The organism is Mesorhizobium sp. BHbdii (assembly GCF_053848045.1).
This window is the reverse complement of the sequence record NZ_JBSPKX010000001.1, coordinates 953,219-967,968: the sequence shown is the minus strand read 5'-3', so window position 1 is coordinate 967,968 and position 14,750 is coordinate 953,219. Positions and strand designations below refer to the sequence as shown.

Sequence of the window (14,750 nt, the reverse complement as noted above, 5' to 3'; positions counted from 1 at the left end):
ATGGCGATCAGGCGTGGACGCGGCGTCGCCGCAATCAACTATCCGACCGGCATGAACCTCGGCGGTGACCCGACCCAGGCGCTGGTGCATTCGACGCCGACCGGCAATTTCATGGTGACGCTGTCTAGCGTCGATCTCGGCCAGGGCATGAAGCAGATCATGGCGCAGATCTGCGCCGAGACGATCGGCGTGCCGACCGACCGCGTCGTCGTCGACACCGCCGACACCGATACCGGCCCGCACTGCATGGGCACCTTCGCCTCGCGCGGCACCCACCGCGCCGGCAACGCCGTCATCCAGGCGGCCAGGGAAGCCCGCCAAGTGATGCTGGAAGTGGCGGCGGAGGAACTGGAAGTGAATGCGTCGGACCTCGAGACCGACGGCCAAGGCAACATCCTGGTCAAGGGCGCGCCGCAAAGATCAATTTCGATCTTCGATGTCGCGCTGTCGGCTCACTTCAAACGCGGCCGCTCGATTTCCGGTCGCGGCATGTTCTTGATCCCCCGCTCATATCCCGAGAAAGAAACCGGCGCGATGAAGCCGTCGACCTGCTACGCCCACGCATGCACGGTGGCCGAGGTCGAGGTCGATGACGAGACCGGCGAGGTCACCGTGCTGACGGTCAAGAACATTTTTGAGATCGGCCGCGCGCTGAACCCGAAAATGGTTGAGCAGCAGCTCATCGGCGGCTCATGGATGGGCATCAGCCACGCGCTCTATGAGACGACTGAACCCTATTATCCCAATCGCGATCATGGCGGCACCGACTTCAACCAGTATCTGATGCCGGGTCCTGGCGATCTTGCGCAAACCGAGATCATCGTGCTGGAACGACCCTCGGCCGACGGCCCGTACGGCGCCAAGGGGCCAGGCGAAATGTGCGCCAACCCGCAGATCCCGGCGGTCGCCAATGCCGTCTTCGACGCCGTCGGCGTGCGCATCGACACGCTGCCGATCACGCCGGAGCGCATCCTGCGCGCGTTGAAGGCGCAAGCCCCGAACTGAGTGTTGGAAATGCCTAGGAGAAGCGTCGAGACTGTCGCGACCTCGCCGGAGGCGGTGGCGTCGCACCTCGCCGCCTCGCGCTATCTGGCCGATGAAAGCCTGGCGACTGCCGTCTTCCTGGCGATCCGGCTGGGCAAGCCGCTGCTGCTCGAAGGCTCGCCGGGCGTCGGCAAGACGGAAGCGGCCAAGGCGATAGCTGAAGTGCTCGGGCGCGACCTCGTGCGGCTGCAATGCTATGAAGGCATCGACGCTGCGCATGCGCTCTACGAATGGAACTACCAGCGCCAGCTGCTCGCCATCCGTCATGCCGGCGAGCATGAGGTCGACATCTATGACGACCGTTTCCTGATCGCGCGGCCACTGCTGCAGGTGCTGAAGGCGCCGGAAAAGCGCGTCCTGCTGGTCGACGAGATCGACCGTTCCGATCATGAGTTCGAAGCGCTGCTGCTGGAGTTTCTTTCCGATTTCCAGATCAGCATTCCTGAGAGAGGTACCATCCGCGCGACGGCGCAGCCGATCGTCATGCTGACCTCGAACCGCACCCGCGAATTGGCGGAAGCGCTGCGGCGCCGCTGCGTCTACCACTGGATCGCCTATCCCGACGCCGAGCGCGAGGCCGCCATCATCATGCTGCGCGCCGGCGATGTCGCCGAGGCGACCGCACGCGCCGTGGCTTTTGCCGTGCGCGACATCCGCGCCCGTCCGTTGGCCAAGCCGCCCGGCATCGCCGAGGCGGTCGAATGGGCCAACGCCGCGACGCTCCTCGAAAAAGGCGGCAGCCCGTGGCCGGAAGCTTTTCGCCGCGCCATCGGCGTGCTGATCAAGGACGAGGAAGACCTGTCCTATATCGCCCCCGAGCTTGGCCGGATCGTCGAGGAGGCACTGGCGTGAGCGCCGCGGCCTTGCCCCGGGCGGCAGCACCCTTGCTCGGCTTCGGCCGGCTGCTGCGCCGCTTCGGCTTTTTGATCGCTCCAGAGCAAATCTCCGGCTTCATGCAAGCCGTGACGCTGCTTGGACCGCGCTCGATGATTGATATCCACGAAGCGGCGCTTGCCACGCTGGCGCCGCCGCCGGACCGCCGCGACGAATTCGAGGCGCATTTCCAAAGCCATTTCTACGGCAACATGGCTGCCCTCGTCGAGGGCGAGGCCGACGAGGAAACCCGCATCAAGGATGACGGCGGCGCCAGCGACGAGGAGAATGAGGTGGCGCGCCAGGAGGAAGGCGGCGAGCTATCGTCCGGCGCCGAACAGTTGAGCGCCCGCGAATTCCGGCGCGACGGCGACGGGCTTGCCTCCTTCCGCCGGAAGCTCGCTGCAGCCTTGCCCGTCCGCCGCTCCTTCCGCACCGTGCGCACGCACGCGCGCGGCAAGCTCGATCTGCGCCGTTCGCTGCGCGAAATCGTCAGTGCCGATGGCGACATACCGTCGCCGCTGCTGCGCCGCCGGCAGACCGTGCCGCGCAAGCTGCTGATCCTGATCGACGTGTCCGGCTCGATGAAGCTGCACACGTCGGACTACCTCAAGCTGGCGCATGCGGCGGTGCAAGGTGCGGACCGGGCTGAAATTTTCACCTTCGGCACGCGGCTGACCCGCATCACAGCGGCGCTGCGCATTCGCGACCGAGACCAGGCCCTGGCCCACGTGGCAGCACTGGTCGACGACTGGGACGGCGGCACCCGCATGGGACCGACGCTGCTCGCCTTCCTGTCTGTGCCGCGCTTTTCCGCTTTCGCGCGCGGGGCGGCGGTGGTCATCCTGTCTGACGCGCTGGAGCGCGGCGATCACGCCGAACTGGAAATGGCGATACGCCGGCTGAGCGCACGCGCCTTCCGTCTTTCGCTGGCGACGCCGCTGGCCGGCGATCCGCGTTTCCAGCCGGCAACGGCAGCGCTTCGCGCCATCCTGCCGGTGCTCGACGATCTGATCGATGGTTCGTCCATCGCCGGTCTCACCGATTTCATCCTGTCGCTCGCCCGCCCTGCCCCGGCGGCCGCAGCCATCTGGAAAAGGGTCTCATGATGCAGAAGGCGATCGACGCACACTTCCACATCTGGCGCCAAAAGGATCAGCCATGGCTGGTCGGCCCGATGGTGCCGCGCATCTTTGGACCCTATGAACCGATTCGCCGCGACTATCCGATCGAGGAATTCCTGGCCGATCAGCAAGGCTCAGGCGTCGAGAAGGCGGTCTATGTCCAGACCAACTGGGCCAAGGAGGATTTCGAGACCGAGGTCGCCTTCCTGCAGAAGACAGCCGACGAGACCGGCTGGCCGCATGCCATCGTCGGCTATGCCGACATGACGGTGGACGATATCAGGCCCCAGATCGACCGGCTGATCAAGTACCCCCTGCTGCGCGGCTTGCGCATGCAGCTGCACTGGCATGAAACGCCCGCCTTCCGCTTTGCCGCCTCGGCCGATCAGGTGATCGACCCGAAAGTGCGGGCCAATGTGGCGCGGCTGAAAGACTACGGCCTGTCCTTCGATCTGCAGCTTTTCCCCGCCCAGACGAAGGACGGGCTGACGCTTGTCGGCGAGAATCCTGAGACCAATTTCATCCTGACCCATGCCGGCATGCTGACCGATATGTCGGACGAAACCACGGAGGCCTGGAAGGTGGGACTGCGAACGCTTTCAGCGGCACCCAATCTCTACGCCAAGCTCTCCGGCCTCGGCACCTTCGTCCACCGCAATGACCCGGCACTGATCGCCTATATCGTCGACAATGCAATCGACGTCCTCAGCAGCGATCATCTGATGTTCGGCTCGAACTTCCCGATCGAGAAACTGTGGACGAGCCACGCCGAGCTGATCAAGGCGCACCGGGAGGCGGTGGCCAAGCACGGCGTGGCCGCCGAGGCGGACATCTTTTGGAAAACTGCGGAGAAGGTATATCGGCCGGTGTAGCGCGGCGCCTTTCCTTCTCCCCTTGTGGGGAAGGTGGCCCAGCGAAGCTCGGTCGGATGAGGGGTGCTGGAAGGATCGTTGCGTAGCAGAGCCGTCTCGGCGCTACGCGCCGATCCACAAGGGGAGAAGGTCAAGCCCGATTTCAGTTCCGCGGAAAATGGCCCGAAACCTCGGTGCCGGCGGCCGGCGGCAGCGCCAGGAAGCGGAGCGAGACCGCGAGCCCGATTGCACCGATCACCAGGAAGGCAAGGCGGAAGTCGACCAGGTCGAGCGCCGGACCGCTTCTCGCGATCTGCGACAGGTTTAGGAGCGCCGCCGCGATCGCCACGCCGAACAACATCGCCACTTGCTGCAGCATGCTGGACAGTGTCGCCGCCGAACTGCGCTGCGATGAGGCTACGTCGGCGAAAGCCAGTGTGTTGAGCGCGGTGAACTGCATCGAACGCGTCAGTCCGGCAATCAGCATCAGCGCCACCAACAGCGATTGGGGGGTCTGCGGCGATATCGCTGCGCAGGCCATGATCGACAGCGATGCGATCACGCCGTTGAAGACCAGCACCGAACGGAAACCGAAGCGCCTCAGCGTCGGTGTCGTCACCGTCTTCATTCCGAGATTGCCGAGGAAATAGGCAAGGATCAGCATGCCGGCATCGATGGGTCTCAGGCCGAAGCTGACCTGGAACAACAGCGGCAACAGGAATGGCGTGGCGTTGATGGCGACCCGGAAAATGGTGCCGGCCGACAGTGTCGAGATGGCGAAAGTCTGCACCTTGAAAGCCGAGAGGTCGAGCAGCGGATTTTTTGCGCGCGCCAGATGCCGCACGGCCAGCCAGCCGACCAGGGCGCCGGCGGCAAGCAGCGCCACGGTCGGCATGGCGCCGTCTTCCGGATGGGCGATCCGCTCGAGGCCGTAGAGCATTGAGGCGAGCCCGGCCGAGGTCAGAAGAAAGCCCGGCCAGTCGAGCGGCCTGGTTTCGGAATCGCGGTCGCCGGGAATGAAGCGGGCGACCAGCGCCAGACCGGCCAGCCCGAGCGGAATGTTGATGAAGAAATTCCAGTGCCAGGAGAGATAGGTGGTGATGAAGCCGCCAAGCACCGGCCCGATCACCGGCGCGAACAGGGCCGGCCAGGTGATCAGTGCGGTGGCGTTGAGAAGCTCGGACTTCGAGGCGTTACGCAGCACCAGGATACGGCCGACCGGCGTCATCAGCGCGCTGCCCAGGCCCTGCACGGCACGCGCGGCGAGGAACTGGGTCAGGCTTTGCGAGATTCCGCAGGCGATCGAGGCCAGCGTGAACAGCGCGATCGCCATGAGGAAGATGTTGCGCGCGCCGAAGCGGTCGGCGAGCCAGCCCGACAGCGGCACGAACGCCGCCATGGTCAGCATATAGAGGGTGATGCCGATGCTCATCGCCACCGCCGGCACGCCGAAGGATTCTCCCATCTGCGGCAGCGATGTCGAGATGATCGTCGAATCCAGAAGCTGCATGAAGAAGGCGACGGCGACGATCAGCGCCACGCGCCGCGCCTGCCGCGCCGCCGTCGCGGTCTCGGCCAAGGCTTTGTTTTCGGGAATGGCGGTCATGCGCAGAACTGTACGGAAGTTTTTCCCGCGCCACTGGGAACCAGGCAATTGTCTGGCAAATCGATGACGCACCGGTTTGAACAGCATTTGGGCGGCGCCGTCCAGACATGGACCAACAAACTTTCGTGTCATATCGCGACCTGTTATGCGATGACTGAACCTAGCCACCGAACCAGCCTTTGACACTTCGCGATTTCGTTTCGCCTCTTCTGACTAGGATCCCGCTTCATCAGGACCAATCTGCGCATGAAGCCCATCTACATCGATTATCTCAACGCCCTCGACATCGAAGCCCTTGATATGGTCGATGCGGAAATCGTCGATGCGGTCGAGGGCGGGCTGGTGGCCCAGGGCAACGGCCAGACGGTGATCGAGCCGCGCGTCCATCTCGAGCCGGACCCGTCCTTCAACGGCCATTTCAATGTCCTGCGCGGCTACGTCGCGCCGCTCGATGCGGCGGGCGTCAAGATCGTCGGCGACTATGTCGACAATTACCTGCACGGTCTGCCGTCGGAATTCGGCATCCTCAACCTGTTCGATCCGCGCACCGGCACGCCGCGCGCCATCCTCGACGCCACCGTCATCACCGACATGCGCACCGGTGCCGTCACCGCCATTGGCGCAAAACATCTGGCGAAAAAGACGTCGAAGATCCTCGGCCATATCGGCGCGCGGGGCACCGCCTACTGGAACGTGCGCCTGCTCGACCATCTCTTCGACTTTGAAGAGATCCGCGTGCATTCGCGTCGACCGGAAAGCCGCGACGGCTTTGCTGCCAAGCTGTCCGCCGATCTTGGCAAGCCGGTCATGGCGGTCGCCGACTGGCGCGCTTGCGTCGAGGGCGCCGACATCGTGGTCGAGGCCTCGCGGCTGCCGGAACCGCAGCCGCTGCTGAAGACCGCATGGATCAAGCCCGGCGGGCTGGTGATGCCCTACGGCACGATGAGCGCGGTGGAGCTGTCGTTGACCGACATCATGGCAAAGATCGTCGTCGACGACTGGGGCCAGTGCAAGGGCGGCAAATTCGGCTCGCTGCGCGCCCATGTCGAGACCGGACGCCTGAGCGAGCAGACGCTGCACGCCGAACTTGGCCAGATCGCCGCCGGCCTCAAGCCGGGGCGCCAGAGCGACGACGAGACGATCCTGTTCTGGCATCGCGGCCTGTCGCTCTCAGATATCGCGCTGGGTAAGGCGATGCTGGCCAAGGCGCAGGCGCAAGGCATCGGCCAGCGGCTGCGTTTCGCATGAGCGCGCTTGTCCTCACCGGAACGGGCGTTAGCATCGAGGGCGTCGCGGCGGTTGCCCGCGCCGGACGTAGGGTGGAGGTAGCCCCCGCGGTCTTGGAGAGGCTGGACAGAGCGCGAAAAGTGCTCGACCGCGCCGCCGCTTCTGGCCAGCCGATCTATGGGCTCAATACCGGTCTCGGCGCCAATCTCGGCACGTCGGTCAGCGGCGACGCCAGCGCCTTCCAGCACCAGTTGCTGGAAGGACGCAGCGGCGCCGTGGGTGACGCGCTGCCACAAGACATCGTGCGGGCGACGATGCTTGCCCGCACCGCGATGTTTTCGGTCGGCGGTTCGGGCATTTCATCAGAGGTTTTCCTCGCACTCATCGGCGCGCTCAATGCCGGCGTGCATCCGGTGATGCCGTCGCTGGGCTCGATCGGCGACAGCGACCTGGTGCTGATGGCAACGCTCGGTCGCATGCTGACCGGCGACGGCGAAGCCGACTTTCAGGGCCGGCGCATGTCGGCGGCCAAGGCGCTTGCGATGGCCCGCCTCGCCCCCGTCAGCCTCGCCCCCAAGGACGGGCTGTCGCTGATAAGCGCCTCGGCGGTGTCCGCCGGCAGCGGTGCGCTGGCAGCGGCTGACGCATTGTCCGCCTTCGCACAGCAACAGCAGGCGGGCGCGCTGACCATTGAAGGCATCGGCGCCAACCAGACGATCCTCGATCCGCGCCTGCAGGCGGCGCGACCGGCCGCTGGCCAGCAGCAGGCCGCGCAACGCTTGCGCGATCTGCTGGCACGCGACAAGGCGCCGACGCCGGCGACCTTGCAAGACCCGCTGTCGATCCGTTGCATGCCGCCGATCCATGGCGCGCTGTTGCAGGCAATCGATCAGGCCAGGCAAGCTGTCGAGATCGAGCTCAACGCCGCCGCCGACAACCCGCTGGTGCTGGACGACGACGACACGGTGCTGTCGACCGGCAATTTTCACACCCCGTCGCTGTCGCTTGCCTTCGAGACGCTCAGTCTTGCCATCGCTCAATGTGCGGCCGCCTGTGCTGCCCGCTTCATCCAGCTTACCGGCTCAGGCCGCAACGGCCTGCCCAAATATCTGTCGCCGGTCGGCGGCGCTTCGGCCGGCTTCGTGCCGCTGCAAAAGACAGTAAGTGCTATTCTCGCCGCCATCCGCCACAGGGCCAACCCGGTGATGCTCGACTTCCTGCAGGTCTCGGAGGGCGTTGAGGACCATGCGACGCAAGCACCGCTGGCCGTTTCGAAATGCGCCGACATGATCGTGCTGTGGCAGCGGCTGATCGCCTTCGAGCTGATAGCCGCCGCACAGGCCGTAGACCTGCGCGACGGGCTGACTCTCGCGCCGGGCACAGCGGGAATTCACGCAGCCGTGCGTGCCCTCGTCGCGCCGCTTAGGGAAGACAGAGCGCTGGGTATTGACGCGGAGGCGCTTTACGCTGCGCTCGCTACCGGAACATGGCTGCCATAGCGCCGGCCGTCGCATATGCCGGCTGACGATATTGTCGAGCAGGTCCTAGCCGACGCGTTTCATCCGGCGTCGATCTTCTCCATGAACAGACCGAGTTGTTCCGGGTCCATATGCACCACATGCTTGTCTTCGGGATAGGCCAGGCTGTTCACGTCGGCGACATATTCGGAAAATGCGGCGATGCGTTCCGCCTGCAGGCGGTCATATTCGGCGGCGAAATTGCGGTAGACTTTGGAGTGGCGCGGCATGTGGCCACGGTTCTGGCCAAGGATATCGTCGGCGAACAAATATTGCGCGTCGCAGCCGGTGCCCGCCCCCATCGACAGCATGATCAGCGAGGTCCGCTCCGAAATCGCATTAGCCACCTCGACCGGCACCACTTCGATCTCGGCGCCGACCGCGCCTGCGGCCTCGTACCGCTTGACTGCCTCGAAAATCTGCATGGCGCTGTCGGCGGTCTTGCCGACAGCCTTGAAGCCGCCGGTCCAGGTGGCGCGCGACGGGATCAGTCCGACATGGCCGATCACCGGGATATTGTCATCGGCCAGCCGTTTGACAGTTGCAAAGCCGGCGCTGCAATAGACCGCGTCGGCGCTCGCCTTGTAGAGCCGGAACGCCCAGCGGACGAAGTCGTCGGCTGTGCCGATCTCGTAGAAATTGTCGCCCGGCATGGTGAACAGGCTGGGTGCGGCATCGCGGTATTGCGGGTTGAGCACCAGCTCCGGCGGCACCGAGACGATGTCGACCCCGGCTCTTTCGGCTGCCTCGGCCTCGTCCATCGTCAACACGCGCAGCATGGTCAATTGCCGCTTGCCCTTCATGGCGCGCAGATCGGTGATCGTGGGTCTTTTACGGCTCATCGATTTGGTCCCCTTGTTGCGTGTATTGAAGGTCGGTCAGGCTTCAATTTGCATGATCTTTTCCGAACCGAAGGTCAGCGCAGCAAAAACCGGTCCCCCTTTTCGCTGACGCGGACCTCCGGTTCGGGATCATACCCTATATCTGGATCATCACTTTGCCAGCCTCGACCTTGACCGGATAGGTCTGCAGATTGACACAGACGGGAGCCCCCTTGGCCTGGCCGGTTTTGTAATTGAAGCGGCCATTGTGCTTGGGGCATTCGATGATGTCGTCCATGACAAGCCCGTCGGCCAGATGGGCCTTCTCATGCGTACAAAACCCGTCGGTGGCGAAGAATTCGTCATCAGGGGAACGGTAGATCGCGAAAGTGCGGCCGCTATGGTCGAAGCGGATGACATCCTCTTCTTCGACATCGTCCACGGCGCACGCTTCGACCCAATCGGCCATCTCTGTTCTCCTGAAATTTCTGTATTGCGGCAGTGCCCAGTGCCTATTCCGCGGCCGCCGACATGTTCACCTCGTGGAACTCGCCACGATAGGGCCGCGCCGTCGGCGGCAGTTCGCGCTTGAGGAAATAGTCCTCGTACTTGAGCTGCCTGAGCAGGACCGGCCAGACCTCGCGATAGGCATGCCACATCGACGGGTTCGGCTCAGGCAAATCGTGCTTGATCAATTCGTGCAGCCTGGGCAGCGCGTGATAGGGCACCATCGGGAACATGTGATGCTCCACATGGTAGTTCATGTTCCAGTAGATGAACCGGCTGATCGGGTTCATGTAGACGGTACGGGTGTTGAGCCGGTGGTCGACCACATTGTCGGCCAGGCCGATGTGCTGCAGCAGGCCGGTCAGCACCATGTGCCAGGTGCCGTACAGGCGCGGCACCCCGATCAGCACCAGCGGCAGCCATGACCACGTGTAAAGAGCGACCGCGATGGTCGCGATGTAGATCGCGATATGCCAGCGCGCGGCGATGACGGCCTTGTGCTGTTCCATCTCGGGAACGTAGCTTTTCTCGTCGGGCGTCAGTTTGCCGAACGCTTGGCGTACCAGCGCCGGAAGCGAGTAGCGAAAATCGAGGATACCGGTGAAAGCGAGTGCGGTGCGCAGCAGGTCCGGCGGGCGCATCACGGCGATCTCGGCATCGCGTCCGACAATGATGGTGTCGGTGTGGTGGCGGGCATGGCTCCAGCGCCAGGTCACCGGATTGCGCATCAGCATGAAGCTGGCGATCTGGTAGACCACATCATTCATCCAGCGCGTTCGGAAGGCAGTGCCATGACCACATTCGTGCCAGCGCGAGTCGCTGGAGGAGCCGTAGAGCACGCCATAGACGAAGAAGAACGGCACGCACCACCAGGTGCCCCAGAAATAAATGCCGCCGGCAGCTGAACCCAGGATGGCGACGATCCAGATGATCGTGTCGCGGATCGCCGGGCCATCCGACCGTTGCATCAACTCCTTGATCGCCTTGCGGGAGACGTCGGTGTGATACCACTCGGCCGAAGCCAGCCCCGTCTCGATCGCCCTGCGTGTGCTCTCGCCGACCAGGCTGTAGTCGCGCTTCACTGTGCCAGCCATTGTGACCTCCAAATCCTGATGGCCCGAGAGCCCTCCCCGCTCCGACCGGACTCAGCCTCCCAACTGGTATTTCGCATCCTCTTCGCCATCATCGCGACCTGCCTCCGAGCACCGGAAAATTGCCCGACGGCAGCGGATAATCCTGTTGCGGCTGCCGGGCGATCGCTGCGATCCGGCTTTCAGCGGCAGCGATGTCGCCGGTGCCATCGAGAACCCGGAACACCGCATTGTATGAGCGGCTCTCGCCATGCTCCAGCCAGATCATCTCGCAGCGTTCTCGGGCCGCCAGATTGCCGAGCACATGATGCGTCGACGGCTCGATGCCCAGCGCATAGTGCCCTGCCTGGAAATTCTGCCACTCATAGGCACAAGGCAACTGATCCTTGCGGGTCACGACTTCCAGCCCAAGGCCAAGCCGGTCGTTGACCACCGCCACCGGCACTTCCCCGGCGCCGTTAGCGCCAAGCTCGTGCTGCCAGACCTGCTCTTTGAAACCTAATTGCGGCGCCGGCACTGTGCGGTAGCCGACCTTCTGCGCCTCGTAGCGCTCGCCGGCATGCCCGGCCCACACAACGTCACGGATCGGCGCCAGATAGCGGGATCCCTCGTCGAGCACCGGATGGCTGACATTGATGTGGTAGAAATACATATGCGGCGTCCGGCTGAACCCGTGATTGACGACCCGGTCCGAAAGCCGGATCTCGTTGCCGCCGACATCGGCTTCGATCCGCCGCAGCAGATGCAAATCCTCGCCGAACACAGTCGATTGCTGGACGATGCCTTCGGCCCACAGCACGCAGCGGTCGCCGTCCCAGGTCTCGCCGTAACCGGTCAGGCGCGCCGGAACGGTGCTGATGCGGCCATGCAGCGAATGGCGCACCGTTTTCTTCGGCGGATAATTGTAGCTGTCGGCGGGAACCTCGTTCATGAACAATATATGGTCGAGACCGCAGGTCAGCAGCAGGCCCGAGAAGGAACGCGCCCAGGCCAGCCCCTCCTCGCCTTCGTACTCATGCAGACCGGGATGGCGAAAGCCGCTCGGCGAATGCCAGCCGATCGCCTGGCCCTTGAAGTCGCAATCGGCAATATCGAGCGCCCGATCGACCAGCGCGGTGAAACGCAGGCCGGAGCCGGTGCGGAATTCGAGCATGCGGATGCCGCGCTCCACGCCGTCGCCAAGTGTCATCAGCCGCACGCCGGCGAATTGCGACAGCATGCCGGACCGTTCCGAAACCTGCCGGCGCGACAGCGTCTTGCCGTAAAGCTCTACCATGTGACGGCCAGTTCCTTCACTTCGCTTTCGTCTCCTTGAGCAGGGCCGACATATCGGCGCCGGTAATGATGCTTTCCACCGTCAACAGATCGGTATCGGCGACCGTCTGCTCGGCGACGATCTCGCCGCGGCGCATGACGATGATGCGATCCGCGACCTGAAAGACGTGATGGATGTTGTGGGTGATCAAAAGCACCGAATGGCCGGCCGCGCGCACCTCCTTGACGAAGCGCAGCACGCCGTGCGTTTCCTCGACGCCGAGATTATTGGTCGGCTCGTCGAGGATGATGACCTTGGCGGCGAACTGCATCGCCCGCGAAATGGCGATCGACTGGCGCTCGCCGCCCGAAAGCGTGCTGACCAGCGCATCGGCGTCGAGCTTTTTCGAAATGCCGACGCGCTTCAGCAGCGCCGCGGCGGCGTCGCGCAGCTTGGCGAGATCGAGCGGCGCGAACACGCCCAGCCATTTCAGATTGACCGGCTCGCGACCGAGAAAGAGATTGCGCGCGATGCTCAGGTCCGGCGCCAGCGACGTGTCCTGGTGGATGGTCTCGATGCCGAGATCCATCGCGTCGCGCGTCGAGCGGATCGAGACTTTCTGGCCGCGCACATAGATGTCGCCGCGGTCGACGGGAAACACGCCGGAGATCGCCTTGATGAGGGTGGATTTGCCGGCGCCGTTGTCGCCGAGCAAGGCCACCACTTCACCTTCATTGAGTGCGAACGATGCGCTCTTCAGGGCGCGGACGCTGCCGAAGGACTTTTGCAGGTTCTGCAACCGAAGCACTTCCATCGTCAGCTCCTGGCGGCGTTCTTCTGCAGCAAAGCGTGCAGGATCAGCATGGCAAGGATGATGACGCCGACGAAGATGTTGTAGGCGAGCCCCGGCACGCCGATCAGCACGATGCCGTTGCGGATGCTGCGCAGCATCAGCGCGCCGACGATCGTGCCCAGGATCGTGCCGCGCCCGCCGGTCAGCGCCGTGCCGCCGACCACCACCATGGCGATCACTTCGAGTTCATAGCCGGTGCCGGCCACCGGCGAGGCGGCAGAGATGCGGAACGCGCTGATCATGCCGGCGAGACCGGCCAGCGCGGACGTCAGGATGAACAGCCAGACCTTGACCGCATCGGCCGGCACGCCGCGCGCCACAGCAGCGTTACGGTTCGAGCCGATGGCGCTTATCCAGTTGCCGAGCTTGGCGTAGTGCAGGACGTAGATCGCCAGCAGCGACAGGCCGATGAACCACCACAAGGATGTATAGAAACGGAACGTTCCGATATTGAAGCTGCCGGCCAGCAGCGTCACGAAAAAGCCTGGCTGGTCCCAGGATTTCAGCGGAAAGCCTTGCGTGATGTAGAGCGCAGCCCCGCGCACCACGAGCAACATCGACAGCGTGACCAGGAATGAGGAGATGCCGATCTTGGTGACGATCAGCCCGTTGACCGCACCGATCGCTATGCAGAGCAGCAGGCCGACAAGCAGGGCGATGCCGATGTCCAACCCGCCGTTCTGCACCAGAAGCATGACCACGACCGGCGCCAACCCGAACACGGCTCCGACCGAAAGGTCGAACTCGCCCGCCGTGAGAAGCAGCGTCATGCCGAGCGCGATGATGCCGAGTTCGGGCAGGAACGCCATCATGTTGGAGATGTTGAGCGGCGACAGGAAGTTGGCATCGGCAACGGCGAACACCGCCAGCAGGACAATCAGGATGACGAGCGAAGAGAATTGCGGCGAGCGGATCAGGCTCGACCTGCGTTTGGAGCGCGGCATTTCCTCTTCTGCGGCGATTGTCATGACTGCTTGGACCATATCTCAGGGTGACGCCCGCCGCCTGCGCGGCGGACGTCAGTTTCCATCACTTGTTGTAGAGTTTCAGGATCGGTTCGACGCTCGAGGCGTCGTAGAGGCTGAACGTGTGGATATCGTAGCCGATCGGCTCACCCGAGGCGGCGAGCCCGAGCAAAGCAACCGGCATGAAGCCCTGTGCCGAAGGGAACTGCCAGGCCGCTGCGTTGACGAAGCCGGCCTTGACGGATTCGGCTGTTTCCTTCGAATTGCCCCAGCCGACGACCGGGATTTTGCCAGCCGGCACGCCAGCGCCGTCGAACACCCGCTTGATGCTGGCCGCCACGGAATCGCCGAGCGCGATGATCGCCGGCGGATTGTTGGCCACCATATAGTCGGTCATCTTGGCGATGATACCGGCCGGATCGGTGCCGCAATCGACGACGTCGTATTTGATGCCGAGCGGATCGAACACGCTGGCGATGCCTTCGGTCTCGAGTTGCTGGTAGCTGGCTCCCGGCACTTCGACCGGCAGGAACACCTTGTCGCCCTGCTTCACCATCTTGTGGTCGACCAGGTATTTTGCCCAGATGGCGCCGGCCTCCTTGAGGTCAGCGCCGACATAGGCCTGCCGTCCGGTCGCCGGATCGTCGGTGTTGAAGAACACGATCGGGATGCCGGCGGCCTTGGCCGCCTTGACCTCCTCGGTCCACAGGCCTGGCTGCGCCGAGGTGGTGGCGATGCCGTCGGGCTTGGCGGCGAGCGCCGAGTTGAACGCTTCCTTCTGCGCCGCCATGTCGCCGCCGCTGAAGGAGATATTGCAGGTCACCTTGAGCTGGTCGCAGGCCTTGGTGGCGCCGGCATTCCAGTCGAGCCAGAAGGCATCCGATGGGCCGCCATGCGACAGCAGGTAGAACGTCTTTTGAGCATCCTGCGCCAGCGCCGAGCCCATGGTCACGCCGGCGAGCACGGTCGCGGCAACGGCGATTTTCGACACGAATTTCAACATTTCTCTTCCTCCC

Annotated in this window: 14 protein-coding genes; 6 read left to right on the top strand and 8 right to left on the bottom strand. The window is 64.0% G+C overall.

All coding sequences use genetic code 11. The features are described 5' to 3' along the window. From ACWTU8_RS04790 to ACWTU8_RS04775, 4 genes are read left to right on the top strand one after another with little or no spacing between them, the layout of a single operon-like run. Nucleotides 1-1,005 (top strand): xanthine dehydrogenase family protein molybdopterin-binding subunit, encoded by a 1,005-nt coding sequence (locus ACWTU8_RS04790; protein WP_029351653.1) that lies wholly within the window; start codon nucleotides 1-3, stop codon nucleotides 1,003-1,005. A gap of 9 nt (nucleotides 1,006-1,014) precedes the next feature. Beyond that, entirely contained in the window at nucleotides 1,015-1,896 is an 882-nt protein-coding gene (locus ACWTU8_RS04785) for an AAA family ATPase (protein ID WP_455847235.1), read from the top strand. A 53-nt stretch (nucleotides 1,897-1,949) separates the two neighbouring features. Then, the gene (locus ACWTU8_RS04780) at nucleotides 1,950-3,026 is read left to right on the top strand and encodes a vWA domain-containing protein (RefSeq protein WP_455848385.1); all 1,077 of its coding nucleotides are present in this window, start codon (nucleotides 1,950-1,952) and stop codon (nucleotides 3,024-3,026) included. Then, entirely contained in the window at nucleotides 3,026-3,913 is an 888-nt protein-coding gene (locus ACWTU8_RS04775; RefSeq protein ID WP_455848384.1) for an amidohydrolase family protein, read from the top strand. The genes ACWTU8_RS04780 and ACWTU8_RS04775 overlap by 1 nt, the downstream gene beginning before the upstream one ends. A 142-nt stretch (nucleotides 3,914-4,055) precedes the next feature. On the opposite strand, the gene ACWTU8_RS04770 is transcribed toward ACWTU8_RS04775, so the two are convergent. Beyond that, complete coding sequence (locus tag ACWTU8_RS04770; RefSeq protein WP_455847234.1) at nucleotides 4,056-5,498, bottom strand: DHA2 family efflux MFS transporter permease subunit; 1,443 nt, start codon at nucleotides 5,496-5,498, stop codon at nucleotides 4,056-4,058. Nucleotides 5,499-5,744: 246 nt separating this feature from the next. Between ACWTU8_RS04770 and ACWTU8_RS04765 the strand changes: the two genes are divergently transcribed. Continuing rightward, complete coding sequence (locus ACWTU8_RS04765) at nucleotides 5,745-6,746, top strand: ornithine cyclodeaminase family protein (RefSeq protein ID WP_455847233.1); 1,002 nt, start codon at nucleotides 5,745-5,747, stop codon at nucleotides 6,744-6,746. Then, nucleotides 6,743-8,224: an HAL/PAL/TAL family ammonia-lyase gene (locus ACWTU8_RS04760; protein ID WP_455847232.1), complete on the top strand. Its 1,482-nt coding sequence runs from the start codon at nucleotides 6,743-6,745 to the stop codon at nucleotides 8,222-8,224. The genes ACWTU8_RS04765 and ACWTU8_RS04760 overlap by 4 nt, the downstream gene beginning before the upstream one ends. Before the next feature lie 59 nt (nucleotides 8,225-8,283). Here ACWTU8_RS04760 and ACWTU8_RS04755 read toward each other — a convergent pair whose 3' ends face one another. The 7 genes from ACWTU8_RS04755 to ACWTU8_RS04725 all read right to left on the bottom strand — a co-directional run bounded on the left by ACWTU8_RS04755 (nucleotide 8,284) and on the right by ACWTU8_RS04725 (nucleotide 14,737). Continuing rightward, nucleotides 8,284-9,084 carry a 3-methyl-2-oxobutanoate hydroxymethyltransferase gene (locus ACWTU8_RS04755; protein WP_455847231.1) on the bottom strand — a complete coding sequence of 267 codons (801 nt, stop codon included), beginning with the start codon at nucleotides 9,082-9,084 and terminating at the stop codon, nucleotides 8,284-8,286. A 136-nt stretch (nucleotides 9,085-9,220) separates the two neighbouring features. Continuing rightward, nucleotides 9,221-9,532: a MocE family 2Fe-2S type ferredoxin gene (locus ACWTU8_RS04750; RefSeq protein ID WP_287335829.1), complete on the bottom strand. Its 312-nt coding sequence runs from the start codon at nucleotides 9,530-9,532 to the stop codon at nucleotides 9,221-9,223. A 43-nt stretch (nucleotides 9,533-9,575) separates the two neighbouring features. Next, nucleotides 9,576-10,664, bottom strand: a complete 1,089-nt coding sequence (locus tag ACWTU8_RS04745) for a fatty acid desaturase family protein (RefSeq protein WP_455840610.1) — start codon at nucleotides 10,662-10,664, stop codon at nucleotides 9,576-9,578. Between the two features lie 88 nt (nucleotides 10,665-10,752). Further along, nucleotides 10,753-11,937, bottom strand: coding sequence for an aldose 1-epimerase family protein (locus ACWTU8_RS04740; protein WP_455847230.1), 1,185 nt, complete (start codon nucleotides 11,935-11,937; stop codon nucleotides 10,753-10,755). Between the two features lie 16 nt (nucleotides 11,938-11,953). After that, a complete protein-coding gene (locus tag ACWTU8_RS04735) occupies nucleotides 11,954-12,736 on the bottom strand; it encodes an ATP-binding cassette domain-containing protein (protein WP_455848383.1) in 783 nt (260 codons plus the stop codon). Continuing rightward, nucleotides 12,733-13,737: an ABC transporter permease gene (locus tag ACWTU8_RS04730; RefSeq protein ID WP_455847229.1), complete on the bottom strand. Its 1,005-nt coding sequence runs from the start codon at nucleotides 13,735-13,737 to the stop codon at nucleotides 12,733-12,735. Before ACWTU8_RS04730 ends, ACWTU8_RS04735 begins: the two co-directional genes overlap by 4 nt. A gap of 61 nt (nucleotides 13,738-13,798) precedes the next feature. Continuing rightward, nucleotides 13,799-14,737 (bottom strand): sugar ABC transporter substrate-binding protein, encoded by a 939-nt coding sequence (locus tag ACWTU8_RS04725; protein ID WP_287087912.1) that lies wholly within the window; start codon nucleotides 14,735-14,737, stop codon nucleotides 13,799-13,801. Nucleotides 14,738-14,750: the final 13 nt, after the last annotated feature.

Coding starts and splice junctions, on each gene's coding strand:
- ACWTU8_RS04785 (WP_455847235.1), top strand. CDS start 1,015: ATGCCTAGGAGAAGCGTCGAGACTGTCGCGACCTCGCCGGAGGCGGTG.
- ACWTU8_RS04750 (WP_287335829.1), bottom strand. CDS start 9,532: ATGGCCGATTGGGTCGAAGCGTGCGCCGTGGACGATGTCGAAGAAGAG.
- ACWTU8_RS04730 (WP_455847229.1), bottom strand. CDS start 13,737: ATGACAATCGCCGCAGAAGAGGAAATGCCGCGCTCCAAACGCAGGTCG.
- ACWTU8_RS04755 (WP_455847231.1), bottom strand. CDS start 9,084: ATGAGCCGTAAAAGACCCACGATCACCGATCTGCGCGCCATGAAGGGC.
- ACWTU8_RS04790 (WP_029351653.1), top strand. CDS start 1: ATGGCGATCAGGCGTGGACGCGGCGTCGCCGCAATCAACTATCCGACC.
- ACWTU8_RS04725 (WP_287087912.1), bottom strand. CDS start 14,737: ATGTTGAAATTCGTGTCGAAAATCGCCGTTGCCGCGACCGTGCTCGCC.
- ACWTU8_RS04745 (WP_455840610.1), bottom strand. CDS start 10,664: ATGGCTGGCACAGTGAAGCGCGACTACAGCCTGGTCGGCGAGAGCACA.
- ACWTU8_RS04765 (WP_455847233.1), top strand. CDS start 5,745: ATGAAGCCCATCTACATCGATTATCTCAACGCCCTCGACATCGAAGCC.
- ACWTU8_RS04775 (WP_455848384.1), top strand. CDS start 3,026: ATGCAGAAGGCGATCGACGCACACTTCCACATCTGGCGCCAAAAGGAT.
- ACWTU8_RS04740 (WP_455847230.1), bottom strand. CDS start 11,937: ATGGTAGAGCTTTACGGCAAGACGCTGTCGCGCCGGCAGGTTTCGGAA.
- ACWTU8_RS04760 (WP_455847232.1), top strand. CDS start 6,743: ATGAGCGCGCTTGTCCTCACCGGAACGGGCGTTAGCATCGAGGGCGTC.
- ACWTU8_RS04770 (WP_455847234.1), bottom strand. CDS start 5,498: ATGACCGCCATTCCCGAAAACAAAGCCTTGGCCGAGACCGCGACGGCG.